The organism is Streptomyces sp. NBC_01571 (assembly GCF_026339875.1).
GTDB lineage: Bacteria > Actinomycetota > Actinomycetes > Streptomycetales > Streptomycetaceae > Streptomyces.
The window spans coordinates 5718123-5741252 of record NZ_JAPEPZ010000001.1 but is presented as its reverse complement, the minus strand read 5'-3'; the positions used below and the strand labels follow the sequence as shown (position 1 = coordinate 5741252).

Below are 23130 nucleotides of genomic sequence, written 5' to 3'. Positions count from 1 at the left end.
CGCTTCCGGTACTAGGAGGGACGTGACTACGTGGAAAGAGCGCCATGACGCAGCCGTCCAGAAGCAGAACGCCGCACAGAAGGCGTACCAGGAAGCCACCGACGAACGGGCGCAAGCCCTGATCGACGGCGAAGCCGAACTGGGCAGCCAAGCAGCAGTGGCCAGAGAGCTCGGGGTCACCCGGGCCGGCATCAACCGGGCCATCAACGCGCTGAAGGCCAAGCGCCTGTAGCTACACCCCACAACTGAAGACGGCCCAAGGCCGGGACGGCAATCCCGACCAAGGGCCTGACCGAAGCCCACTTCCTGACAAGACCAGGAGGAGATCCGGCTATGGCCGATCTTTCCATGCCCGCACGTCCGGGCGACAGCGACCCGGACATGGACGAGGCCCTGCGCCGCGTGCGCGCCAAGGGCGGCAACCAGTGACCGCCGACGTGCCCGCGTTCGGGCCCACCGAGACGTTCCCCTGCGACGAGAGCAGCACGCCGTTCGCGGTCGTCACCCTGTCCGTCACCGTCACCCGCGAGCAGCTGCGCGCTGCCCTCGCCATCGGCCACGCCGAACTGGCCGGCGAACCCCCGCTCGCGGAGCTCACCGTCACCGACACCCGGCGGGAAATCGAGGGCTACCTCGCGGGCGCCGCCATCTTCAGCTCGGACGCCGAACTCCAGGCCGCCGACGCCTCCCTCAGCGCCGACCAGGCCGCCGAGCTCGACGCGGCCATCGACCGGGCGTACACCCGGCGGGAGCTCACCCCGCTGAAGACGCAGCAGCCCCTCTACCGGGACGGCACCGTCACCTTGCAGACCCTCGACCATGGCGAAGTCGTCCTGCCCGAGCCCGCCTGGTGCACCGGCCACGACAGCGACACCGTCGGCACCCTCGACGAGGTCACCCACAACGGGCGCCACGTCCGTGCCGGCTCCATCGGCAGCCACGGCTACGTCGACTTCCTCGACGCCTTCGTCACCCACGCCCCCTACCTCGTACAGCGCCCGGAGCCGCATCCGGTCGTCTCCGTCAACCTCGACCTCAACGCGGACGTCGACCCCGACGGCGTCGGCCGAGTCGCCCACGGCCTGCGCGCGGCCGCCCTCCGGCTCGAGCGCCTCGCCGCCGAAGCCCGGCACCTCCGGAACGGGGGCCAGGCATGAGCCGCATCCGTCGCGCTGTCGCACGCCTGTTCCGGCCGCAGCCCAGCCAAGGGGTACGGCACACGGCCGCACCCCTGTGGGTCCGCGGCCTCACCGCCGGCGGACGGCCCGTCGTCCTCGGCGTCGCCCTCCTCATGTGCGCGCCCGGCGAGTACCACCTCGCCGAGACCGCTGGCTGGGCAGATCCCTTCAGCTACGGCATGCCGGTCGTCCTGTCCGCCTACGCGGGCATCGCGGCCGCCGTCGCCTCCACCCGCCGCCGCGGGGACCGAGGCCGCTGGTCCGCGATCATCGGCGCGTGCCTCGCCCTCGGCCTCGCCATGGCCGCGCAGGTCGTGTCGCACCTCATCACCACCGGGCACGTGATCGCCGACCAGCCCGTCCTGATCGCCGTCACCAGCCTCGTCCCGCCAGCCGTCGTCGGGCACCTGCTGCACCTCGCAGCAAGCCCGCCGGACGCCCACCAGGACGCACCGGACGCCCAGGACGCGATCGCGTCCGATGCCGTCCCGAGCGTCCAGCCCATCCCCGAGGTGGTCCCGCCCGGCGCTCGTCTGCTGCCGATGACGGCCCGCCCGGTGCCCACCGTGACATTGGAACGGGAGGACCAGCAGGACGTCACCGGGACGCCTGAACTCCCGCGCGGGACGGACCAGGACGCCGAGGACACCGACGACGGACCGCCGCCCGAGCCGCCCCTCATGACGTCCGCCCAGGTCGCCCAGCGGTACGGCATCGAGATGTCCACCGTCCGCTCCTGGGTCGCCGTAGGACGCCTCACCGTCCACAGCAAGGACGCCCGAGGACGCAACCTCTTCCACCCTGACCAGCTGCCCGAGTACGCGGAGGTGTCGGCATGATGCGGATCCTGTTCGGCGCCCTCCTGGCCCTGGTCGTGGCCTGGCCGCCGCTCTTCCAACTCGCCCTGTTCGGCGCCACCGCCGCCGTCTCCTGCCCGCCCGTCCTCGCGTTCGCCGCCGGCGTCCTGTTCTGGCCTCGCGTCGCCCGCAAGATCAAGAGGTGGGCACGATGAGTGACGCCCTCGCCAAGGCGGAGGCCGCCGCCTCCGAAGCGGCCGTGAACAGTGCCGCCGTACAGGTCGCCCTCGCCGCGGTCGAACTGGCCAAGCTGGCGCAGAACCAGCAGCAGCCCGCCGCCCCGCCACCCGACCCCGCCACCTCGCAGTTCAGCGTGGGCAAGTGGATCGCGATCGGCCTCGCCGGGTCGGTGTGCGCGATCTCCCTGGCCCTGTCCGCGATCGCCGTCGCCGTCGGCGCGGTGGCCGTCACCTGCTGCCTGCTCGTCCTGCGCTCCATGTGGCGCGACTACCAGCGCAAGGGTTGACCTGCCCTTCCGTCCTCCGCCAGGTGTTCCAAATGGAACACCTGCGGGGGTGCGGTGGGGCCGGACAGCCCGGACCCGAGACCAGGGAGAGACCCCATGAACCGTGAGCAGCACCTGAAGTTGGCGGAGGCCGCCGTCCTCCGTGCCGAGAACCTCGCTGGAGAAGCCGAGCGCTACAACCCGGACAACCAGCGCTCCGAGGCACACAGCCGGGCCGGCGGCCTGTGGTCGGACATCGCCCTCACCCACGTCGCCATCGCCCAGGCCCTCACCGAGACCCCGGAGGTCTGACCATGCCCAGCTCGTACACCACAGGCGAGAAGTTCCGCCTGGCCCGACTCGGACTGAAGGCCCTCAAGCAGTCCGCAGCAGGCGACCGCAACGAGGACACCATCGACGACCGCATCAAGCGGGAGGCCGACCGTATCGAGCGGCGCGCCGAGGAGCGCGGGACCCGCGAAGTCGCCGCCCTGCAGCGCCGCCTCACCGAAAAGCAGCAGGCCGCCGCCACCGCCAAGGTCACCATGCGCACCAGCAGCGGACCCGAACGCGCCGCCGCCCGCCGCGAGATGCACGACCACGAGCAGGCCGCCCGCCGCATCCAGAACGAGCTCCGCCGCTACAAGTAGCCAGCCCCGGGGACGGCGTCCAACCGCCAAGCTGCCGCCGTCCCCGGGCGTCCCGCACCCATCAAGAGGCAGGAAGCCACCAGCATGACGAACAATGTCGTCCAGCTCCACAAGGACGCCCCCCAGGACGCCCAGGACGCCCACGCGTTCACCGAGGACGCCCGCGACACCCTCACCGAGACCATCATCGACGTCGCCCAGGACGCCAAGCCGCGCCCCGTCGACCCGCCCGCCGAACAGCTGCCGACCGGCACGTGGATCGCCGAGCGACAGGCGTACCTCGCCGACGCCCCGCCCGTCGTCCCGACCTTCCTGCGCAACGCCGCCGAGTTCGTCAACGCCGCCCGCTGGACGGCGTCCTACTACGGACACGTCACCGCCTTCCACGCCATCCGCCTGCCCGTCTACGCCCTGCGCCTGCTCACCAGGGCGCCCCGCGGCCTCGCCCGCATGGTCCTGCGCTGGGGACGCTGGGTGGCGGACACGGAGGCCCGCCCGGTCGAGGCCAGGGCCGCCGCGTCCGCGGACATCGAGGCGTGGCTGTCCCTGTCCCGGGAGCACTCCCGCCGCGTCCGGCCGCGCCGCATCGTGTCACTGGTGGTCGCCACGACCACCGGTGTCACCACCCTGGCCGGCTGCTTCCTGGCGCCCGGCTGGACGCTCGCCGCGACGCTCGCCGCCGCCACCCTCGTCGGCCTCAACGGCAAGAAGAGCGACGGAAAGCCGCTGGTCACCCGCTACGTCGCCACCAACGTGCTGCGCCGCCTCGACTCCACCGAGGTGATCGACGCGCTCGCCGCGATCGGCATCGAGGGCAAGAAGGGCAAGCGGGGCGTCGAGTTCGCCGCCGAGGTCATGCGCGACGGACCGGGCTGGCGCGCCGAGGTCGACCTCCCGCCGGGCGTCGAGGCCACCGCCGTCCTGGAGAAGCGGGCCGCACTCGCCGCGGCGATGCGCCGCCCCATCAGCACCGTGTGGCCCTCCGTCGACCGCACCGCGCACCCGGGCCGCCTGGTGCTCTGGGTTGCCCAGCGGGACCCGGCGAAGTCCGGGCGGAAGCTGTGGCCGCTCATGAAGCAGGGCACCGCCGACGTGTACGAGCCGCTGCCCTACGGCTTCGACCCGCGCGGCAACCTCATCGACATCACCCTCATGTACTCGAACCTGCTGGTCGGAGGCATCCCCGGCTCCGGCAAGACGTCCTGCGCCCTCGCCGTCGTCCTCGGCGTCGCCCTCGACCCCACCGCCGAACTGTGGATCTACGAGCTGAAGGGATCCGGCGACCTCGAGGCCGTCAAGCCGATCTGCCACCGGTACGTGTCCGGCGACGACGACCCCGAGTTGGAGGCCGCCCTCGGCGGCATGCGCTCCGGCATCGCCGAGTACCAGCGCCGCGCCAAGTTCATCAAGGGACTGCCCGCGTCCGAGGTCCCCGACGGCCGGCGCGTCACCCGCGCGCTCGCCGAGAAGTACCCGGAGCAGCAGCTCGGGCCGCGCGTCATCGTCATCGACGAGGTCCAGGAGCTGTTCACGCACCCCGACTACAAGGACGAGGCCACCGCCCTGGCCACCCGCCTCATCAAGAAGGGCCGCGCCTACGGCCTCATCCTCATCCTGCTCACCCAGAACCCGGACGCGAACTCCCTGCCCACCTCGGTCTCCAGCAGCGTCGGCACCCGCCTGTGCCTCGCCGTCATGGACTGGCGCGCCAACAACAACGTCCTCGGCACCGGCGCCTACGACCGCGGCCTGCGCGCCACAGACATCAGCGTCGACGAGCAGGGAACCGGCATCCTCGCCCGTGGCCGCGAAGGCTTCACCGTGCGCGCCGCGTTCATCAAGCAGACCGAGGCCGAGGAGGTCGGCAAGCGCGCCCTCGCGCTGCGCACCGCCGCCGGCACCCTCACTGGACAGGCGGTGGGCGCGCAGGTCGAGGAGCAGGACGTCGAGACGATCGTCGACCACCTGCGCGCGATCTGGCCGGACGGGGTCGAGGCGATCCACTCGCACCGGCTCGTCGAAGCCCTGGCCCCCTACCGGCCGGACCTGTACAAGGCCTGGCTGGAGATGGAGCCTGCCGAGTCGTCGACGGCGCTCAGCGCGGCGTTGAAGCCGCTCAAGGTGGCGACCAAGCAGCTCACCATCCGTGAGTGCTGTGGCGGCGCCAAGGGCCTGCGGTACGCCGATCTGCCCGCCGCCGAAGACGGCGAGTAGAGCCCGCCAGGCTGGTTTCGGATCAAGGCTGTGGTTTCACCTTGATCCGAAACCGGTTTCGGCCCCGATATCGGGCGTGAGCTGGGAGGTTTCGAGTTTCGGGGGTCTCGCCCCGCACGCCAAAAGCGACCCGAATCAGTGATCCGGACCCACCCCGCAGACGACACCGCTGCCGCATCATGGAGGCATGGAAGACGAGCTCGCCCCGCCCGGCCGGTACACCACCCGCGACGTCGCCCGCGCCCTCGGCACCAGCACCGGCGGCGTCCGCAACCTCGTCTACCGAGGCCGCCTCAAGCGCGTCGGAGGCACCGAACGACACCCCTGGTACGCCGTCGCAGACGTCGCCGCGCTCCTCGCCGAACGACAAGCACGCGCCGCCGCTTGACCCCAGGTCAGACGGCGTGTGACGATCTGCGTGTACAACTGTGCCCTCAACCGGCACCACAGACGCACACGAAGCCCCGGAGCGGCCCCGCGCCCCCGGGGCTTCGTCGTGCCCGACGGCGGCGCGGAAACCGGTTGGGCGACCGGGAAGCGGGAGCGCACCCGCCCGCGCCGCCGTCCCTCACCCCCACGGGTCACAGGACAGCCACACCGCCACCACAACGCCCCCCAACGGCGCATGATGCCCACTCAGCATCCGCAGCCCTTGGGGGGACCATGACCAGCTACAGAGAAGTCCAGAGCGCCGTCCGCGTCGAGAAGCTCCGCATCTGGTTCGCGTGGGCCTGCGGCAACTTCATCCTGCTGGCCATCGCCCTGGCCACCCAGAACATCCACATCGTCAGCGTCATCACCCAGCTGCTCCTCGTCGCCGGGTTCCTCGCCCTCACCGTCGCCCTGTTCCGCATGACCGGCACCCTCAACCGCAAGGCCGCAGAAGCCCGCAAGGACGTCCTCGGCGACGCATAGACGGAGGTGGGCGCCCGTGGCCGGTATCCGCAACGGGCGCCCCTACCGCCGCCTCGTCGCCGCGCAGAAGGCCCTCGGCCTCCCGTGCTGGATCTGCGGCCACAACATCCCGCCAGACGTCGACGGCCGCCGGCACCCGCTCGCCTTCACCCTCGACCACCTGATCCCGCTGTCCCGCGGCGGCAACCTCACCGACCCCGTCAACGCCCGCTCAGCGCACCGGCGGTGCAACAGTGCGAGGGGCAACAGGACGACGCCCAGCAGGCCCCAGAGATCTTCGCGGAGGTGGTGACCATGTCACCGGTTGTCTGGCTGCTCGTACTCTTCGACGCTGCCGGGGTCGGCGCGGGAATGGCGATCATGATCGCTAGCAAGCGGCGGTTCGGAACCTGGCTTCCGTAGGTGGTGACCATGCAGTTCGAAGACGACGAGGACGAGGACGACGACCCGCCCGTGCAGTGCTGGCACACGGAGTGGGACACCCCGTGCGACTGGAACGTCTGCCAGCAACCCGAGCGGCTCGCCGCCGGAGACCGCGGCATCGACCCGGCCCTCGGCCGGTGCTGATCGTCGTCACCGGCCCGCCGGCCGCGGGCAAGTCCAGCTGGATCAAGGATCACGCCAAGGCCAACGACATCGTCATCGACCTGGACCTGATGGCCCTGGCCATGGCCGGCCCCGGAGCAGACCACCACGCACACGGTGACGTACTGATGCGGGTGGTGCACCGAGCCCGCTTCGCCGCACTCAACGAGGCGTACCAGCACCTCGACAAGGTCGACGTGTACGTCATCCACACACAGCCCAGCGCCAAGGCCCTGGCCAAGTACAAGAGGCTGGAGGCCCGCATCGTGACCATCGACCCCGGGCGGGAGATCGTCATGCAGAGGGTCAAGGCCATGCGACAGCCTGAGATGGAACGGGTCGTCACCCGGTGGTACAACGCCCGGCGCGGCCGGCCCCGAGACGAGATGCCGCAGGCGTCCCGAGTGTGGTGACCATGATCAACGAGATGAGCCCGGCCCCTTTTTGAGGGGGAGGGCGGGCGACCCAAACGCCCTTCTCGCCCGATTTTTTGCGCGGCGATTTTGAAAGATCATTCCGCGCGAACTGAGTTCGACCACATTAGTGGCCTCACTCTCTGTGATCGCCCCGCTATTTCCGCGAACCAGGTTCGAGTGAATTAGTGGAGGTGGTCATGGCCATCGCCGACATGATCGCCGCCGAGCTCGAAGATCTCCACGCGGCCGAGACGTCGCCCGGCATGGCGGCCGTCGCCTTCGATCTCGCGCAGGCCATCGACGGCACGGACGCCGCCACCGCCAAGGCCGTTACTGCCCGTGAGCTGCGCTCGATCATGGCCGACCTCCGGAAGCTCGCCCCCGTCGGGGAGAAGGGGGACGCGGTCGATGACATTGGTGAGCAGCGAAAGAAGCGCCAGGAAGAAGCCCGAAGGCGTGCCGCTGGTGGCTGACGGCGCCGTGTACGGCCACCAGAGACCCCGAGTCTTCACCGTGCCGGGCATCGCGCTGTCGAGCGCCGGGCAGGAGGCCGTCGACCTGGCGGCCCGCGCCGGGCTGAAGCTCGACCCGTGGCAGCAGTTCGTCCTCGACCAGGGCATGGGCGAGAAGGCGGACGGCAACTGGGCCGCCTCCGAGGTTTGCGTCAACGTCCCGCGCCAGAACGGGAAGGGCGGGATCATCGAGGCCCGCGAGCTGTGGGGCCTGTTCATCGGTGGCGAGCAGCTGATCCTGCACTCGGCGCACGAGTTCAAGACGGCGAAGAACGCGTTCAAGCGGATCGAGCGACTGATCCGCACATGCCCTGACCTGCACAAACGTGTTAAGCGGTACTGGCAGACGGTCGGCGAGGAAGGCATCGAGCTGCACACGGGGCAGCTCCTGCGGTTCATCGCCCGCTCCGGCGGCTCCGGCCGCGGGTTCACGGCGGACTGCATCGTCCTCGACGAGGACATGATCCTCGGCGACGACGCAATGGCGGCGCTCGCTCCGACGCTCGCCGCGGTCGCGAACCCACAGACCTGGTACCTCGGTTCGGCCGGCATCGGCCACCAGTCCGTGCAGCTCGGCCGGTTGCGCCGCCGCGCGCTGGCCGCCCTGGAGTCCGGGGTGGCAGACCCGACGCTGGCGTACTGCGAGTGGTCAATCAACGAGCACCGCGACGAGTGCGGGCAGGGCTGCACCGAGCACGACGACGTAGGCGCGCCGGAGTCGGTACTGATCGCCAACCCGGCGGTCGGGTACCGGCTGACGCTGGAGAAGTCGGTGAACGAGCGGCTGACGCTCGGCGACACCCTGTACGCGCGTGAGCGCCTCGGTGTGGGCGTGTACCCGTCCGACACGGCGGACACGTGGCAGGTCATCGGCGAGGACGCCTGGCGGGCGCTGGCGGCCGCGGAGTCGGAGCCTGGCGAGAAGGTGGCGTTCGCCATCGACATGACGCCCGAGCGCTCCCACGCTGCGATCGGCGTGGCCGGGTCCTGGCGGGGCGGCACGCACGCCGAGGTGGTCGACCACCGGCCGGGCACCGGCTGGCTACTCGACCGGGCGGAAGAACTGCACAAGCGGTGGAAGCCGAAGTGCTGGGTCGTCGACGCCGGCGGGCCGGCCGGTTCCATCATCGAGCAGCTGCAGCAGCGCCTCGGCGTCGAGGTGGTGCAGCCGAAGGCCCGCGAGATGGCTTCCGCGTGCGGCCAGTTCTACGACGCGGTCATCGAGCAGACCGTCAGTCATCTCGACCAGGCGCCGCTTGCCGCGGCGCTGGCGGGCGCACAGATGCGGCCGCTCGGTGACGCGTGGGCGTGGGCCCGCCGCGGCGTGAGCGTCGACATCAGCCCGCTTGTCGCGGTGACGCTGGCGAAGTGGGGGCTCGGCGCCGAGGTCGAGGAGCCGAAAGACATCCTGCTGAGCGTGTGGTGAGAAGGGTGACGACATGAGGTGGTGGCCCTTCCGCCGCACGGCGTTGAAGCGGGCGATCTCGTACCAAGACGTGTGGGGCTCGGGCGGAGACCCGGCGGTCCTGCGCGGCCACAGCCAGGAGCGGGCGCTGCGCCTGGGGCCCGTGTACGCGGCCACACGGCTGCTCGCGGACTCGGTGGCGTCCCTGCCCCTGAAGTCCTACCGGACGGACGGAGACGACCGTCTACGGGCTCCGGTGCCCCCGCTGTTCCGGCGCCCGGCCGCGGTCGGTACGCGCTACGACTGGCTGCACCGGTGCATGACCTCGCTGACGCTGCGCGGCAACGCCTACGGGCTGATCGTCGCCTGGGGGCCGGACGGCTGGCCGAGCCAGATCGAGTGGCTCCACCCGGACGACGTGAGCATCCAGGACAACCTTGCCCCCGTGCCCGTCTGGTACCACAAGGGCCGCCGCCTGGAGGACGGGCAGCTGTTCCACATCCCGGCCTACACGGTGCCCGGCCAGATCCTGGGGCTGTCGCCGATCGCGTACTTCGCGACGACGACGGAGGCCGGGCTGCTGGCCAACCAGTTCGGCCGAGACTGGTTCGCGAACGGGTCCACCCCGAGCGCCGTCCTGGAGACGGACATGGTCGTCGACCGGGATGCGGCGACGATCCTGAAGGCCCGGTTCAAGGAGGCCGCCGAGGGACGCGATGTCGTGGCGCTGGGCAACGGCGTGAAGTACCGGGCCATCTCGGTACCGGCCAACGAGTCGCAGTTCCTGGAGACCATCAAGGCGACGGCGAACCAGATCGCAGCAATCTACGGGGTGCCGCCGGAGAAGGTCGGCGGCGAGACGGGCGGCAGCCTCACCTACGCCACGGTCGAGCAGAACAGCATCGACCTGCTGACGTGGACACTGCGCCCCTGGCTGGCCCGGCTGGAGGACGCGTTCTCCTGGCTGCGGCCGCCCACCGAGGAAGCCCGGTTCAACGTCGACGCGATGCTGCGCACCGACACCCTGACCCGCTACCAGTCGCACCGGATCTCCCGGGCGATCGGCCTGCACAACATCGACGAGCTGCGGCGCGTCGAGGACGAGCCGCCCCTGCCCAACGGGCTCGGGCAGGACTACACGCCACTGGGCAAGGTGGCTCCGGACGAAAGCGAGAAGTGATGAACGGCGACAGTGAGCGTCGGTTCACGCGCGGCCTCGTGGAGGTCCGGGCGGCCGGCGACAACAGGACCATCGGCGGATACGCGGCGAAGTTCAACACGCTGTCCCGCAACCTCGGCGGGTTCGTCGAGCGCATCGACCCAGGATTCTTCGCGAAGTCCGAGGGCGACGGCTGGCCGCGCGTGATGGCCCGCTACAACCACGACAACATGGCGCTGCTCGGCACGTCCCGGGCGGGCACGCTGCGGCTGCAGACGGACGGCACGGGCCTCGACTACAGCGTCGACGTACCGCAGGCCCGCGGCGACGTGTACGAGCTGGTGCAGCGCGGCGACATCACCGAGTCCTCGTTCGCCTTCTTCACGTTCGAGGACGACTGGGCGATGACGGACGACGGCTTCCCCGTGCGGACGCTGCTGTCCGGGCAGCTGGTCGACGTCGCCCCGGTCAACGACCCGGCATACCTGGACACGTCCACGGGCCTGCGCTCCCTCGCGGAGAAGACGGGCGCCGAGCTGGCGGAAGTCCGAGCCGCGGCCGAGGCCGGCGAGCTGAAGCGGTTCCTCGGGGCCCCGGCCCCCACGATCATCCCGCCGACCGGGCAGGGCGAACCCCACCCGGTTCTGGCGGTACGGCAGCGGCGCGCCGAGCTGATGAGGCGCCGCACCTTCTGAGGCAGGGCGAACCCCACCTCGACACTCCATCCACCAGGCACCCCGGCCGACGCGCCGCGGGTGTCGTCGTCATGCCCAGGAGGGCAACGTGACTGCGTTCATCAAGTCGCTGCAGGAGCGGCGCGCCAACGTGTGGGAGCAGGCCAAGGAGCTGCTCGACACGGCCGAGAAGGAGAAGCGCGATCTGACCGCGGAGGAAGAGGGCAAGTACCAGGCCTTCAACGCGGACCTCAACAGCATCGACGCTCGCGTGAAGGACCTGACCGAGGCCGAGCAGCGGACCAAGGACGCCGAGGCTGCGTTCGCCGGCCTGCTCGCCAAGCCGCAGGAGCCCGGCGCCCGCAAGGCGGACGAGAAGGACTCCGAGCTCCGCCGCTGGGCGCGCGGCGAGCAGCGCGCCATCGACATCGCGAAGCCGGACGGGGTCGCGTTCCGTGACCTGGTCAAGGGCACCGCGACGGCCGGCGGCAACACCGTGCCCACCACGTTCTACGGCCAGCTCATGGCGCACCTCATCGAGGTGTCCGGGATCATGATGGCCGGGCCCACCGTCCTGAACACGGCGTCCGGCGAGAGCATCGAGATCCCGGTGACCACGGCGCACTCCAGTGGCGCGCTCACTGCGGAGGCCGCGCCCATCTCCGAGTCCGACCCGGCGTTCGCCAAGCGGACTCTCGGGGCGTACAAGTACGGCGTCCTGATCCAGGCGTCCTCCGAGCTGCTCACCGACACGGGCGTCGACCTGGAGGGCTACCTCGCCATGCAGGCCGGCCGCGCGCTCGGCAACGCGTTCGGTGTCCACGCCATCACCGGCGACGGCTCGTCCAAGCCGACCGGCATCATCACCTCCGCGTCCGCGGGCGTGACCGGCGGCACCGGCGTGACGGGCGCGTTCACCGCGGACAACCTGATCGACCTGTACTACAGCGTCATCGCGCCGTACCGGAACAGCACCTCGTGTGGCTGGCTGATGAAGGACGCCTCCCTCGGGTCCGCGCGGAAGCTGAAGGACTCTCAGGGCCAGTACCTGTGGCAGCCGTCGATCCAGGTCGGGGCGCCGGACATGCTGCTGGGCAAGCCGGTGCACACGGACCCGAACGTGGCCGGGACCGCGGTCAACGCGAAGTCTGTGGCGTTCGGCGACTTCTCGCAGTACTTCGTCCGCCTCGCGGGCGGCGTGCGCTTCGAGCGCTCGGACGACTACGCGTTCAACTCTGACCTGGTCACCTTCCGCGCGATCATCCGCGCGGACGGCCTGCTCATCGACCAGACCGGTGCCGTGAAGCTCTTCACCGGCGCGGCGTCTTGATCCATCCGTATCCGGGGCGCCCATGGCCGTGGGCGCCCCTTCGGCTTGAGAGGAAACAGCAATGCGCGTTCGGATGAAGGTCACGATCTCCGGGACCCGCGACGGCGAGACCTGGCCCGAGCGGGGCGGCGTGGTCGACCTGCCCGACGAGGAGGCCCGGCACATGATCGCGGGCGGTCTCGTCGAGGAGGCCGACGGCCAGGACGAGACCGAAGAGCTGGCCGAGGAGAACGCGGCCAACCCGGCGAAGCCGGAGACCGCCACCGCCCGCCGCAAGGGACCCATGACGAAGTCCGCGGTCGAGAAGTAGGCGGAGGTCCTCATGGCGCTGCTCACCCTCGAAGAGGCGAAGGCCCAGCTCGACATCGACGGTTCGGCGGAGGACGTCGAGCTGCAGGCGTTCATCGACGCGCTGACCGCGCCGATCGAACGGCACATCGGGCCCGTCGAGGTCCGGGAGTTCACCGAGACGATCGAGGGCCGCAGCGCCAGCGTGTGCCTGTCCCGCATCCCCGCCGTCGCCCTGGTGTCGGTGGAGCCCGCGGTCGACGAGGGCGACGCCCTGGACCTGTCCAGGCTCGTCCTGGACGGAGCCACCGGCATCGTCCGCTACCGCGGCGGCACCTTCGCCGGGACCCTTTGGCGCTTCGTGTACACGGCCGGCCGGACCGAGGAGATGCCGACCGTCAACCTCGCCGCCCGCATACTGCTGCAGCACCTGTGGCGCACGCAGTACGGGGCGTCGCGCGGCATGTCCTCCATCGGTGGCGGCGACGACTACAACGTCACCGAGCCCGCGCCGGGCTGGGGCTACGCGATCCCCAACCGGGTCCTGCAGTTGCTGGAGCCGTACAAGGTTCCGCCGGGGGTGGCGTAGTGCAGACCTCCCGCGTACCTGCCGCCATCGACGCGCTGCTCGCGATCCTGCAGGCACGGTCCGCGCTCGAGGACGTTGCCGTCGTCGACGGGCCGGCGTCGGTCAACCTGACGCAGCGCCGGCGGATCCACATCGGATGGTCCCCGAACGCTGAGCAGGCGGTTGAGATTCAGCAGCAGTTCAACGCGGCGGGCGCCCGTACCCGCGACGAGGCGTTCTCGATCACCTGCTACGCCGAATCGCGCGGCGGCGACAAGGACATGTCGTTCCGCCGCTCCGACGCCTTCGACCTGATCGGCGAGGTCGAGCAGGCGATGCGCGCCAGCGACTCGAATCCGACGGCACCGACCCTGAACGGCAGCGTCCTGTGGGCGGAGCTCACAACGGGCAACGTCCTGCAGGACACGGCCGAGGGCGCCCTCGTCGGCGTGGTCTTCGCCGTGACCTGCCGGGCCCGCATCTGATCCACCCCACCCAAGAAGGAGTACAGCCATGGCGCGAGTGCGCTACCTGGGCGCGGAGCCGGTGACGGTGCCCGAGCTCGGAGACCGGCTCATCGAGCCGGACACCGTCGTCGAGGTCCCCGACGAGCGGTTCGAGGGCTACGTCTGCCAGACCGCCACCTGGGAGTCCGTCGAGGAGCCCGGCATGAAGGCCGCGGCCGACGCGAAGAAGGCGGCGCGTGCCGCGAAGGGAGCTGATCTCTGATGGCGATCGGTTCGGGCCTTGGCGCCCAGATCGGCTATTCGCCGGAGTCGTCCTACGGGACGTTCGTGGCCCCGGCCAAGTTCATCGAGTTCACGAAGGAGAGCCTCGCTCTCAAGAAGACGACCGCTCAGAGCGCCGGCATCGCGGCCGGCCGCCTGCTGCCCCTGTCGTCCCGGCGCGTCCTGACCCGCCAAGAGGTGCAGGGGTCCATCGACCTGGAGGTCGTCAACAAGTCCATGGGCGGCCTGCTGCAGGCGCTGATGGGCACGACGGTCACACCGGTGCAGCAAGTCGCGACGGCCGCCTACCTGCAGACGCACATCCTCGCGGACACGGCGGGCAAGAGCCTGACGATCCAGAAGGGCGTCCCGCTCACCACGGGCACGGTGACCGACAAGACGTTCCTCGGCTGCAAGGTCACCAGCGGCGAGTTCTCGTGCGAGGTGGGCGGCATGCTCACCGCGTCGTTCGAGTTCGACGGCAAGACCGTCGACGAGGCGCAGACCCTGGCGACCGCCAGCTACCCGGCGATGTCTCCGTTCCGCTTCGGGCAGATGGCCGTGAAGACCGGCACGTACTCCTCGGAGGTAGCGCGGGACGGCGTCCGCAAGGTGTCCGTGAAGATCGAGCGGCCGCAGGCGACGGAGCGCTTCTACGCGGGCCAGTCCGGGCTGAAGAAGGAGCCCATCTCGAACGACCAGGTGAAGATCACCGGGACGCTGGAGACGGACTACATCGACACGGTCCTCGACGACCTCCACACCTCCGACGGCGCGACCAGCCTGGTGTGGGAGTTCACCGGACCGCTCATCGCCTCGACGTACTTCGAGACGTTCCGCATCACGCTGCCCGCGGTCCGCTTCGACGAGGGCCCCCCGGTCGTCGACGGCTTCGACGTCGTGAAGCCGTCGTTCAACTTCACCGGTCTGTACGACGGCACGAACCCGGTGAAGATCGAATACATGTCCACGGATATCACTGTGTGAGGTGACCCCCCGTGGTCTCCGACATCCGTATCACCAACACCGGCAGCCTCATCGAGCTGCAGCGCCGCCTGCGGGCGGCCGGGCACGAGAACATCCGCGCCTCGATGCAGCGCCGCCTACGGCACGCCGCCGAGCCCCTGCGTGACGATCTGCAGTCCGCGATCCGCGGTCTGGACATCAGCTCGCAGGGGCGCCGCGGCCGCCCGGGCGGACCATCCCCGACGACCCGCCCGCTGCGCGCCACGATCGCCGACGCGATCCGTATCAGCGTCCGCACCGCGGGCAACCCGGGCGCCCGCGTCTGGGTCGACAAAGGCCGCCTGCCGGCCGACCTGCGGAAGATGCCGGGCGCCATCAACACCGGCCGCATCCGCCACCCCGTGTACGGCAACCGGCGCCGCTGGGTGCAGCAGAACGCCACTCCTCTGTGGTGGGACAACACCGTGCGCAAGGGCCGCCCCCGCATGGATCGCGAAGCCGCCCGAATCCTCGACGACGTGCGCCGTCGCCTCGAATAGCCCAGGAGCAACAGATGATCGTTTCGTACCGCCAGGAGGACGGCACCGTCGAGGAGGTCTCCACCGACGATCTGTCCGCGATCGAGTCGTCCGTCATCGAGTCGGCCACCGGCCTGGACTGGGACGACGTCGACACCGCGCTGCGCCACCAGGCACCGACCGCGATGCGCGCGGTCCTGTGGGTGTTCCGCAAGCGGCAGCAGCCCACACTGCGCTTCTCCGAGTTCGACCTGCCCGGCTGGAAGCGCCGCACCAAGGCGCAGTTGGAGTACGCCGAGATCTTCGACATGGTCGAAGCCCTGATGAAGAACCCGGAGATGACTGACGAACTGGTCGAGGGCATGACCAAGCACATGCGGGTCATGGCCTACGACCCGGCCGACGTCGACCGGGCCTTCGACGAGGCAGCCCCAAAAGCCCAGGCCGCCGCCACGCCCCCGGAGCCGGCCCCCTCGCCGGACGCCGCATCGGAGACCTCCTCGACGAGTACTGGCCTCTGATCGCCCACCTCCTGCACATCGGCCCCGCCGAGCTCGAAGCGCTGCCGCGTACCCGATTCCTCCAGGCCGTGGTCTGGGCCGAGCGACACGTGGCCGCGCAAGCGCAGGCCCAAGCAGCTGGAGGTGAGTGATGGCCAGCACGAGCCTGACGTTCACGCTGGAGGGCCGAGACCGGCTGAGCCGCGTCCTCGACAAGGCGGGCGACTCCGCGGGCAACCTGGAGAAGAAGCTCGCCATGGTCGGCGCGGCGATCCCCGCGGCCGCCGCGCTGGCCCCGCTCGCAGCGCAGGCGGGCGCCGCCGCGGTGGCGGTGGCAGCGTTCGGTGCGGCGATCGTGCCGCAGATCGGCGCCCTGTCCGAGGCGAGCAAGGCGCAGACGAAGTACGAGGATGCGGTCGCGAAGTCGGGGGCGGCGTCCGAGGATGCCATCGCCGCACACGTCGAGTTCCAGCAGCAGATGGCGAAGCTGCCGCCGGAAACCCGCAAGGCGGCCGTCGGCATGTCGATGCTGAAGGAGCAGTACTCGGACTGGTCGGATTCGCTGGCCAAGGACACCATGCCCGTCTTCACCAAGGGTGTGGCCATGGCGTCGGCTGCTCTGCCGAAGCTGACGCCGCTGGTGAAGGGCGCGTCCGTACAGCTGGACCGTTTGGTGACGCTGGCGGCCGGCGGCATGGCCAGCCCTGGCTTCGACCGCCTGATGGAGAAGTTCTCGAACTTCGCGACCACGAGTCTGCGCCAGGCCGTCGACGGCATCGTGCACTTCGCCCAGACCCTCGACACGGGGAAGGTCGGCGGGGGCTTCTCCCAGTTCATGGACTACGCGCGCGCGCAGGGGCCGCTCCTCGCGGACACCTTGAAGAACGTGGCGACGGCTGCGGTCCACCTGCTGGAGGCCGCGTCCGGCGTGGGCGTGGGCCTCCTACAGATCGCGAACGCCGCGGCCTCGCTGGTGGCTTCGCTGCCCACGGGATTCATCACCACGCTGATGCAGACCGCGCTCGCGATCCGCGCCGTGCGCCTGGCTGGCTCCGGTATGCAGCTGCTGGCCGGCGGGTTCGTCACCGTTTCCGACGCCATCCGGAGGATGGGCACGGCGGCCATCGGAGCGGGCACCCGCATGGGGTCGCTGCGGTCTGCGGTCGGGACACTGTCGACCGGCGCCAAGATGAACCTGGCCGCGGTCGGGATCGGCCTCGTCGCGGTCGCGGCGATCAATCTGGCAAAGGTCGGGAAGCAGGCACCCCCGGACGTCGACAAGCTGACCACGAGCCTGGGCAACCTGGCGCTCACCGGTAAGAACTCCGGTGAAGGCGCCCGGCTGTTCGGGAAGAACCTCGACGGCCTGTACAGCTCGATCCGGAACATCTCCGATCCGACGACGACCGACAAGCTCCAGCAGGGTCTGGTCAAGGTGTTCTCGCTCGGCATGGCGGACTCGACTCCGCACACCGAAGCCGAGGACCGGATCAAGGCGATCGACAAGTCCTTGAGCGACATGGTGCGGGGCGGCAAGCCGCGAGAGGCCGCAGCCGCCCTGAAGTACTACTCGGACAGCTACGTCAAGGGCGGCGGCAATGTCAAGGACTTCACGAGCAAGCTCGACACGTACAAGTCGTCGCTGAGTGCTGCCAAGTTCGAGCAGGACTGGGCGGCGCAGTCGATGGGCATCTTCGGCAACCAGGCCCGCCAGACGCAGCTGACGCTCGACGCGCAGAAGAACAGCGCGGACGGGCTCCGGGCCAGCATCAACGCGCTGAACGACGTCAACCGCAGCGCCTACGACTCGCAGATCAGCTTCGAGGCCGGGCTGGACAGCCTGACGGAATCGTTCAAGAAGAACGGCGCCACCCTCGATATCCACACCGACAAGGGGCGGCAGAACGGGCAGGCCATGTCGGCGGCCGCCAAGGCTCAGGATGAGATGGTCGCGTCCGGCCTGGCGGCGGGCGACTCGCTGGCCTCGATGACGAGCAAGTCGTCGCGGCTGCGCAGCGAGATGATGCGGCTGGCGACCGACGCGTTCGACGGGAACAAGAAGAAGGCCCGCGAGTACGTCAACACGCTGCTCGGCACGCCAGACCAGATCAAGACCATGGTCAAGCTGGAGCGCAAAGAGGCGATCGCCGGACTGCAGTCGGTGCAGGCGGAGATCACGAAGACGCCGGGCGCCAAGCAGATCAAGGTGGACACGCTCAACGGCGCCGCGATCAAGGCACTCGAAGCGGTCGGCCTGAAAACGAGGGCGCTGCCCGACGGAAAGACCGCGGTCTACACGGCGAACGGGAGTGCCCTCGGCGGGATCGGCGCGGTGGCACGGGCGCTGGCGAACCTGAACGGGAAGACCGCCACGACCTGGACCTTCCACAAAATCCGGACGGAATACTCGACGTCGCGCTCCGTCTCGGGCGGCGGGAGCGTCCACGACATGGTCGGCGCCACCGGTGGCCTGTACACGGGCAAGGCGTTCGCCAACCGGTACGCGGACGGCGGCCTGGTCCGCGGCCCCGGCACGGGCACGTCCGACGACGTCCACGCGCCGTGGCTGTCGGCCGGCGAGTTCGTCATCAAGGCGAAGTCGGTCGCCCGCTACGGGCTCGACTTCCTGCGCGCCATCAACACCGGCCGCCTCGCGGCCGGCTCCCTCGGGGACGGCGGCACCGGATCGGCGGGCATGCAGGCAGCCCGCGGGCTCGCGGCCGGCATGACCGGCGGCGGCTCGCTCGTCGAGTCGGCGGCCCGGCAGATGGCGGCCGCCGTGACGACCGGTATCAAGGGTGAGCTGCAGATCGCCAGCCCGTCGAAGAAGACGAAGGCGCTCGCCGCAGACGTCGGCAAGGGCCTCATCATCGGCCTGACCGGATCCCAGGCAAAGATCAAGTCCGTGTCTGCCGACCTGGCCAAGGACATCTGGACGGCGTTCACGGGCAGCAAGGACAACCGCTACGTCGCGATGGTCAACAAGCAGACCAAGAAGCTGCTCGCCGACGCAGCGAAGCGCGACAAGCTGGCGAGCACCATCGCCACCGCGAAGAAGTACGCGTCCGACCTCACAAGCGCGGCCCGCGAGAGCTCGTCGCTGTCGGGCCTGGGGCTGCAGCCGGAGGAGGTGTCCAAGGGCAGCATCAAGGGCGGGCTGGCGGCCAAGCTCGCGCAGGTCAAGAAGTTCACGACGTACATCGACCAGCTGGCCAAGCGGGGCCTGAACAAGAGTCTCCTTCGGCAGGTCCTCAACATGGGCCCCGAGACGGGCTACGCCTACGCCAGTGCCTTGGTCGGCGCGGACAAGGCGACCTTCAACTCGATCAACTCGCTGCAGTCGCAGCTCGACAAGTCCACGACGACGCTCGGGCAGGTCGGCGCCGACCGGATGTACGACAGCGGGAAGAACGCCGGCAAGGGGTTCCTGAAGGGGCTGGAGGGCCAGCAGAAGGACATCGAGAAGCTGATGATGTCCATCGCCAAGGGCATGCAGAAGTCCATCAAGAAGGCCCTCGGCATCAAAAGCCCCTCGCGCGTCATGGCGGAGCTCGGCTCGTACTCCACGCAGGGACTCGCCCGCGGCCTCATCGAGGGCGTGCCTCATCTCGACCGCGCGCTCGGCGTCATCACTGGCCGGGTCGCCGGCACGCAGCCCGTCGTCGGCCGGCCCGCAGGAGCAGCGGGCGGTGGCGGGACCACCGTCATCAACCTCAACGTCGAGGTACGGCCGGGCGCCAACGCAGAGGCCGTCTGGCTGGAGATCCAGCGCGGCCTGCTCTCTCTCAAGCGCCACCACGGCGCCAACGTCAGTCTGGGGGTGGGGTAGTGGCTCTGCTGGTAGAGATGGGCTGGGGCGGCCTGGTGCAGTTCCCCGCGACCATCACGTGGACGGACGTCAGCACGTTCGCGGACGGCATCGTCAACGGGATCGTGGTGACCCGCGGCGCGGCCGACGAACTGTCCGAGACGCAGCCGGGCTCGGCCACGCTGCGCCTGGACAACCAGGACGGACGCTTCACCCCGGGCAACGCGGCCTCGCCGTACTACCCGTATGTACGGCGCAACGCGCCAATCCGGGTATCCGTGGCGGTCATCCCCACGGTGTCCGGGTCGGCGCCCTACCCGCTCGCCATGCTCGGCGACGCTTTCGACGACGGCCGCATCGACCCGTCGGTGTGGCCCGTCGCCACGGGCGGCGCCACCGAGACCGCAGAGGGCCGCCTGCGGATCCCGCTCGCACCGGGCGTGGACACGAACTTCACCTCCGTCCGGCAGTGGAAGCTGGCCGGCAGCAAGCTCACCGCGAAGCTCGCCACGGTCCCCGCGGTGAACGGCAGCTCCAACGTGGCCGCGTCGATGTGGGTCACCTCGACCACGTCCGGCACGCGGATCGGCTGGCGCTACGACGCGCTCGCCGGTGTGATCAGCGCCCAGTCGCAGACCAGCTTCGCCGACGGCTCCGCGGTGAACCTCACCTACTCGGCGATCGACCACGGGTGGCTGCGCGTCCGCGAGGCCAGCGGGACCGTGTACTGGGAGACGTCCGGAGACGGCTACACGTGGACCGTGCGCCGCACCCTCGCCACCCCGAGCTGGGTCACCAGCCAGACGCACGCCGTGGACTTCCCCACGACCCGCACCGGCGGCACCACCGGATACGTCGAGTGGGACCTCATCGGCGCGGAGATCCGGCCCCGCTTCTACGGCATGGTCAACGAGTTCCCCGTCGACTGGGAAGGCTTGCTCTCTACCGTCACGATCACGTGCACGGACCTTTTCAAGCGGCTCAACCGCCTGCCGGCCCTGCGCTCCGCGGTGACCGAGGAGACCCTCGAATCCGGGCCGGTGGCGTACTACCCGCTGACCGAGCCGTCCGATTCCCTCAGCGCCGGTGACCTGTCCGGCCTCGGAGCCGGATCGCTCACCATCCAGCAGGCCGGGTCCGGCGGCACCCTCACCATGTCGAACACAGACGGGCCGCCCGCCAGCGGCGACCAGGTCCCCGTGTTCACGCCATCCACGGCGACCGCCGGGAAATGGCTCATGGCCGACATGGGCTCAGCCGTCCAACAGCAGCTCACCCAGAACTGGCCGGTGTTCGAGTGCTGGTTCCAGACCACCACGACCGGGCGCGCCATGCTCGGCCTGGCCAGCGCCGACCTGCGGTACGTCCACGTCCTGTCCCTGTCCGCGAGCGGCGCCCTGCAGATCGAGTGGACGAACCTGGGCGTCACCAGCCTCACCGTGGAAACCGTCGACGGGACCAGCGGACTCGCAGACGGGGCCTGGCACCACGTCATCTACGACCAGAACGCGGGAGCCGTCTGGGTCGACGGCACCCTGCGGGACTCCGCGCTCGCCGTCACCTACGGATTCGACCAGCGGATCCTGCACGTGGGCGGCTACCGCAACACCCGGCTGTGGGCCGGCAGTGTCGCGCACGTCGCCCTGTACGGGGTGAGCGTGTCCACCGGCGCCAGCCTCACCCCGCACTACACGGCGGGCACGACCGCGTTCGCTGGCGAGGACGCGGACGTGCGGATCCAGCGGCTCGCCCGGTATGCGGGCATCCCGTCCGTGACGATCGCCGGGACCACCCACGACCCGATCGCCTCACAGGGCGAGGGTGGCTCGCAGGTCGTGGCTCGCATGCGGGAGGTCGAGTCCACGGAGTCCGGCCACCTGTTCGCCGCGCGGGACTTCTACGGACTGGAGTACCAAAGCCGCGACGTGCGCTACAACCCGATCCCGGCCGCCGAGTCCTTCACGATCGACTACGCCGACCTGGAGCCCGGGACCAGCCTCGCCGACGACGATCAGAAGCTGGTCAACTCCGTCGAAGCGGCCCGGCCCGGCGGGGCCACCCAGCGGGTCAGCGCACCCCAGAGCGTGTTCGCGTTCGGCGCCTACCCGCAGACCCTCAACATCCTCAAGACCAGCGACAACAGCGTCTTGGACGCCGCGTACTGGCTGGTGTCCCGGTACGCCAACCCGGGCCCCGAGCTGCGCGAGGCGGTCATCGAGGCGTACACGATGCCCGGCTACCTGGCCATCCTCGACGCCGACATCTCCAGCTACTTCACCGTCTACAACCTGCCGTCACAGGCACCCGCGAGCTCGCTCCGCGTCACGGTCGAGGGCTACACCGAGACGCTCAAAGAGCGCAGCCACATCATCCAGTTCCACACGAGCGCGTCAGTGAACGACTCCGTGTGGGTCCTGGACGACTCCGTGTACTCCGTCCTCGGGTCCACGACCCGCCTCGCCTACTAGGGAGTCGCCGTGGTCGCCGTCGTGCGCGCCGAGACGTTCTACCTGCCACCCCCCAACCAGCCGCCCACGGCCTGGGACCTGGTACCGCTGGCCGAGCGGGTGTTCCGCTGGGTCGAGCTGCGCCAGCAGCGGCGCCTGGTCCCGCCCGCCGGATTCGTCATCGGGCAGAAGATCTTTGCCCGGATCAACCACAACCGGTGGGTCGCCGACTGTCCGTGCGGGTCCGCGCAGATCGTCACCCCGGCGGACCCGCGCATGGCCTGCACGGACTGCGGAGCAGGCTGGTTCGCCCTGATCTTCCCCGAGGACCCGGCGGCCGCGGAGGCCTCCGTTGCCGACGAGCTGCCGCACGAACGGAACTGGTGGAACCCCGACGACGACGGCACGTGGGACCGGACCGCCGAGGAGCCGACCGACCCCCGATCCGAAGGAGGTAAGGCGGCATGACGTTCGCCCCGAGGACCTGGGTCGTGGGCGAGGTCGTCGCGGCGGCCACCCTCAACCAGGAGATCCGCGATCAGTTCAACAGCTTCTTCGGCGCCTGGTCGACGTACACCCCGGTGTGGGGTGCGACCGGTACCGCCCCGGCCATCGGCAACGGGACGATCAACGGTCGCTACATGAAAGTCGGCCGCACCGTGCACTTCGAGGCCACCATGTTCATGGGCTCGACCAGCACCTACGGGACCGGCAGCTGGAACATCACGATCCCCTTTCCCAGCGCCACGAAGTCGACGACGGGCAACGCGCTCTTGCGCTTCTTCGACTCGTCAGCCGGCGCGAACTACGTGGGCGTCGGGCAGGTCGGCAGCAACGACACCGCCGCACGTTTCTTCGCCCAGTCCGGCAGCACCGCCAACATCGCCACGGGCGTCCCCTTCGCCTGGGCTGCGTCCGATGAGTTCCGCGTCACCGGCACCTACGAAGCAGCCTCCTAAGGAGCAGC

General features: G+C 69.9%; 29 protein-coding genes. All 29 read left to right on the top strand.

Going from position 1 to position 23130, the window contains the following annotated elements; genetic code table 11:
- Nucleotides 1–22: 22 nt before the first annotated feature.
- The 29 genes from OHB41_RS25915 to OHB41_RS25775 all read left to right on the top strand — a co-directional run bounded on the left by OHB41_RS25915 (nt 23) and on the right by OHB41_RS25775 (nt 23122).
- On the top strand, nt 23–232 hold the full coding sequence (locus OHB41_RS25915) for a hypothetical protein (RefSeq protein ID WP_266700572.1): 210 nt from the start codon (nt 23–25) through the stop codon (nt 230–232).
- Between the two features lie 193 nt (nt 233–425).
- Nucleotides 426–1157: a DUF6907 domain-containing protein gene (locus OHB41_RS25910; protein ID WP_266700571.1), complete on the top strand. Its 732-nt coding sequence runs from the start codon at nt 426–428 to the stop codon at nt 1155–1157.
- Nucleotides 1154–2017 carry a MerR family transcriptional regulator gene (locus OHB41_RS25905; RefSeq protein WP_266700570.1) on the top strand — a complete coding sequence of 288 codons (864 nt, stop codon included), beginning with the start codon at nt 1154–1156 and terminating at the stop codon, nt 2015–2017. The genes OHB41_RS25910 and OHB41_RS25905 overlap by 4 nt, the downstream gene beginning before the upstream one ends.
- A complete protein-coding gene (locus OHB41_RS25900; protein WP_266700569.1) occupies nt 2014–2190 on the top strand; it encodes a hypothetical protein in 177 nt (58 codons plus the stop codon). The genes OHB41_RS25905 and OHB41_RS25900 overlap by 4 nt, the downstream gene beginning before the upstream one ends.
- Nucleotides 2187–2501 carry a hypothetical protein gene (locus tag OHB41_RS25895; RefSeq protein ID WP_266700568.1) on the top strand — a complete coding sequence of 105 codons (315 nt, stop codon included), beginning with the start codon at nt 2187–2189 and terminating at the stop codon, nt 2499–2501. The genes OHB41_RS25900 and OHB41_RS25895 overlap by 4 nt, the downstream gene beginning before the upstream one ends.
- Before the next feature lie 96 nt (nt 2502–2597).
- Entirely contained in the window at nt 2598–2792 is a 195-nt protein-coding gene (locus OHB41_RS25890) for a hypothetical protein (protein WP_266700567.1), read from the top strand.
- 2 nt (nt 2793–2794) lie between these two features.
- On the top strand, nt 2795–3130 hold the full coding sequence (locus OHB41_RS25885) for a hypothetical protein (RefSeq protein WP_266700566.1): 336 nt from the start codon (nt 2795–2797) through the stop codon (nt 3128–3130).
- Between the two features lie 84 nt (nt 3131–3214).
- Nucleotides 3215–5344 carry an FtsK/SpoIIIE domain-containing protein gene (locus tag OHB41_RS25880; RefSeq protein WP_266700565.1) on the top strand — a complete coding sequence of 710 codons (2130 nt, stop codon included), beginning with the start codon at nt 3215–3217 and terminating at the stop codon, nt 5342–5344.
- Nucleotides 5345–5531: 187 nt separating this feature from the next.
- On the top strand, nt 5532–5732 hold the full coding sequence (locus OHB41_RS25875; RefSeq protein WP_266700564.1) for a hypothetical protein: 201 nt from the start codon (nt 5532–5534) through the stop codon (nt 5730–5732).
- A 275-nt stretch (nt 5733–6007) separates the two neighbouring features.
- Complete coding sequence (locus OHB41_RS25870) at nt 6008–6259, top strand: hypothetical protein (RefSeq protein WP_266700563.1); 252 nt, start codon at nt 6008–6010, stop codon at nt 6257–6259.
- A gap of 16 nt (nt 6260–6275) precedes the next feature.
- Nucleotides 6276–6551 carry an HNH endonuclease gene (locus OHB41_RS25865; RefSeq protein ID WP_266700562.1) on the top strand — a complete coding sequence of 92 codons (276 nt, stop codon included), beginning with the start codon at nt 6276–6278 and terminating at the stop codon, nt 6549–6551.
- Nucleotides 6552–6670: 119 nt separating this feature from the next.
- Nucleotides 6671–6826, top strand: coding sequence for a hypothetical protein (locus OHB41_RS25860; protein WP_266700561.1), 156 nt, complete (start codon nt 6671–6673; stop codon nt 6824–6826).
- Nucleotides 6820–7257, top strand: a complete 438-nt coding sequence (locus tag OHB41_RS25855; RefSeq protein WP_266700560.1) for an AAA family ATPase — start codon at nt 6820–6822, stop codon at nt 7255–7257. Before OHB41_RS25860 ends, OHB41_RS25855 begins: the two co-directional genes overlap by 7 nt.
- Nucleotides 7258–7457: 200 nt before the next feature.
- Nucleotides 7458–7733: a hypothetical protein gene (locus OHB41_RS25850; protein WP_266700559.1), complete on the top strand. Its 276-nt coding sequence runs from the start codon at nt 7458–7460 to the stop codon at nt 7731–7733.
- Nucleotides 7717–9198, top strand: coding sequence for a terminase large subunit domain-containing protein (locus OHB41_RS25845; RefSeq protein WP_266700558.1), 1482 nt, complete (start codon nt 7717–7719; stop codon nt 9196–9198). The genes OHB41_RS25850 and OHB41_RS25845 overlap by 17 nt, the downstream gene beginning before the upstream one ends.
- Before the next feature lie 13 nt (nt 9199–9211).
- Nucleotides 9212–10357 (top strand): phage portal protein, encoded by a 1146-nt coding sequence (locus OHB41_RS25840; protein WP_266700557.1) that lies wholly within the window; start codon nt 9212–9214, stop codon nt 10355–10357.
- Nucleotides 10357–11031 (top strand): HK97 family phage prohead protease, encoded by a 675-nt coding sequence (locus tag OHB41_RS25835; RefSeq protein WP_266700556.1) that lies wholly within the window; start codon nt 10357–10359, stop codon nt 11029–11031. The genes OHB41_RS25840 and OHB41_RS25835 overlap by 1 nt, the downstream gene beginning before the upstream one ends.
- Before the next feature lie 88 nt (nt 11032–11119).
- The gene (locus OHB41_RS25830) at nt 11120–12340 is read left to right on the top strand and encodes a phage major capsid protein (RefSeq protein WP_266700555.1); all 1221 of its coding nucleotides are present in this window, start codon (nt 11120–11122) and stop codon (nt 12338–12340) included.
- Nucleotides 12341–12401: 61 nt separating this feature from the next.
- Nucleotides 12402–12650 carry a DUF7302 family protein gene (locus OHB41_RS25825; protein ID WP_266700554.1) on the top strand — a complete coding sequence of 83 codons (249 nt, stop codon included), beginning with the start codon at nt 12402–12404 and terminating at the stop codon, nt 12648–12650.
- A 12-nt stretch (nt 12651–12662) separates the two neighbouring features.
- The gene (locus OHB41_RS25820; protein WP_266700553.1) at nt 12663–13217 is read left to right on the top strand and encodes a head-tail connector protein; all 555 of its coding nucleotides are present in this window, start codon (nt 12663–12665) and stop codon (nt 13215–13217) included.
- The gene (locus tag OHB41_RS25815) at nt 13217–13681 is read left to right on the top strand and encodes a hypothetical protein (RefSeq protein WP_266700552.1); all 465 of its coding nucleotides are present in this window, start codon (nt 13217–13219) and stop codon (nt 13679–13681) included. Before OHB41_RS25820 ends, OHB41_RS25815 begins: the two co-directional genes overlap by 1 nt.
- A 28-nt stretch (nt 13682–13709) precedes the next feature.
- Nucleotides 13710–13925: a hypothetical protein gene (locus OHB41_RS25810; protein ID WP_266700551.1), complete on the top strand. Its 216-nt coding sequence runs from the start codon at nt 13710–13712 to the stop codon at nt 13923–13925.
- Nucleotides 13925–14911: a phage tail tube protein gene (locus tag OHB41_RS25805; protein ID WP_266700550.1), complete on the top strand. Its 987-nt coding sequence runs from the start codon at nt 13925–13927 to the stop codon at nt 14909–14911. The genes OHB41_RS25810 and OHB41_RS25805 overlap by 1 nt, the downstream gene beginning before the upstream one ends.
- A gap of 11 nt (nt 14912–14922) precedes the next feature.
- Nucleotides 14923–15429, top strand: a complete 507-nt coding sequence (locus OHB41_RS25800; protein ID WP_266700549.1) for a hypothetical protein — start codon at nt 14923–14925, stop codon at nt 15427–15429.
- A gap of 14 nt (nt 15430–15443) precedes the next feature.
- Entirely contained in the window at nt 15444–15929 is a 486-nt protein-coding gene (locus OHB41_RS25795) for a hypothetical protein (protein ID WP_266700548.1), read from the top strand.
- Between the two features lie 130 nt (nt 15930–16059).
- Nucleotides 16060–19737, top strand: coding sequence for a hypothetical protein (locus OHB41_RS25790; protein ID WP_266700547.1), 3678 nt, complete (start codon nt 16060–16062; stop codon nt 19735–19737).
- Nucleotides 19737–22184, top strand: coding sequence for a LamG-like jellyroll fold domain-containing protein (locus OHB41_RS25785; RefSeq protein WP_266700546.1), 2448 nt, complete (start codon nt 19737–19739; stop codon nt 22182–22184). Before OHB41_RS25790 ends, OHB41_RS25785 begins: the two co-directional genes overlap by 1 nt.
- 9 nt (nt 22185–22193) lie before the next feature.
- Nucleotides 22194–22631 carry a hypothetical protein gene (locus OHB41_RS25780; protein WP_266700545.1) on the top strand — a complete coding sequence of 146 codons (438 nt, stop codon included), beginning with the start codon at nt 22194–22196 and terminating at the stop codon, nt 22629–22631.
- On the top strand, nt 22628–23122 hold the full coding sequence (locus OHB41_RS25775; protein WP_266700544.1) for a hypothetical protein: 495 nt from the start codon (nt 22628–22630) through the stop codon (nt 23120–23122). Before OHB41_RS25780 ends, OHB41_RS25775 begins: the two co-directional genes overlap by 4 nt.
- The last annotated feature ends 8 nt before the right edge of the window (nt 23123–23130 follow it).

Coding starts and splice junctions, on each gene's coding strand:
- OHB41_RS25905 (WP_266700570.1), top strand. CDS start 1,154: ATGAGCCGCATCCGTCGCGCTGTCGCACGCCTGTTCCGGCCGCAGCCC.
- OHB41_RS25900 (WP_266700569.1), top strand. CDS start 2,014: ATGATGCGGATCCTGTTCGGCGCCCTCCTGGCCCTGGTCGTGGCCTGG.
- OHB41_RS25895 (WP_266700568.1), top strand. CDS start 2,187: ATGAGTGACGCCCTCGCCAAGGCGGAGGCCGCCGCCTCCGAAGCGGCC.
- OHB41_RS25890 (WP_266700567.1), top strand. CDS start 2,598: ATGAACCGTGAGCAGCACCTGAAGTTGGCGGAGGCCGCCGTCCTCCGT.
- OHB41_RS25885 (WP_266700566.1), top strand. CDS start 2,795: ATGCCCAGCTCGTACACCACAGGCGAGAAGTTCCGCCTGGCCCGACTC.
- OHB41_RS25880 (WP_266700565.1), top strand. CDS start 3,215: ATGACGAACAATGTCGTCCAGCTCCACAAGGACGCCCCCCAGGACGCC.
- OHB41_RS25875 (WP_266700564.1), top strand. CDS start 5,532: ATGGAAGACGAGCTCGCCCCGCCCGGCCGGTACACCACCCGCGACGTC.
- OHB41_RS25870 (WP_266700563.1), top strand. CDS start 6,008: ATGACCAGCTACAGAGAAGTCCAGAGCGCCGTCCGCGTCGAGAAGCTC.
- OHB41_RS25860 (WP_266700561.1), top strand. CDS start 6,671: ATGCAGTTCGAAGACGACGAGGACGAGGACGACGACCCGCCCGTGCAG.
- OHB41_RS25850 (WP_266700559.1), top strand. CDS start 7,458: ATGGCCATCGCCGACATGATCGCCGCCGAGCTCGAAGATCTCCACGCG.
- OHB41_RS25840 (WP_266700557.1), top strand. CDS start 9,212: ATGAGGTGGTGGCCCTTCCGCCGCACGGCGTTGAAGCGGGCGATCTCG.
- OHB41_RS25835 (WP_266700556.1), top strand. CDS start 10,357: ATGAACGGCGACAGTGAGCGTCGGTTCACGCGCGGCCTCGTGGAGGTC.
- OHB41_RS25825 (WP_266700554.1), top strand. CDS start 12,402: ATGCGCGTTCGGATGAAGGTCACGATCTCCGGGACCCGCGACGGCGAG.
- OHB41_RS25820 (WP_266700553.1), top strand. CDS start 12,663: ATGGCGCTGCTCACCCTCGAAGAGGCGAAGGCCCAGCTCGACATCGAC.
- OHB41_RS25810 (WP_266700551.1), top strand. CDS start 13,710: ATGGCGCGAGTGCGCTACCTGGGCGCGGAGCCGGTGACGGTGCCCGAG.
- OHB41_RS25805 (WP_266700550.1), top strand. CDS start 13,925: ATGGCGATCGGTTCGGGCCTTGGCGCCCAGATCGGCTATTCGCCGGAG.
- OHB41_RS25795 (WP_266700548.1), top strand. CDS start 15,444: ATGATCGTTTCGTACCGCCAGGAGGACGGCACCGTCGAGGAGGTCTCC.
- OHB41_RS25790 (WP_266700547.1), top strand. CDS start 16,060: ATGGCCAGCACGAGCCTGACGTTCACGCTGGAGGGCCGAGACCGGCTG.
- OHB41_RS25775 (WP_266700544.1), top strand. CDS start 22,628: ATGACGTTCGCCCCGAGGACCTGGGTCGTGGGCGAGGTCGTCGCGGCG.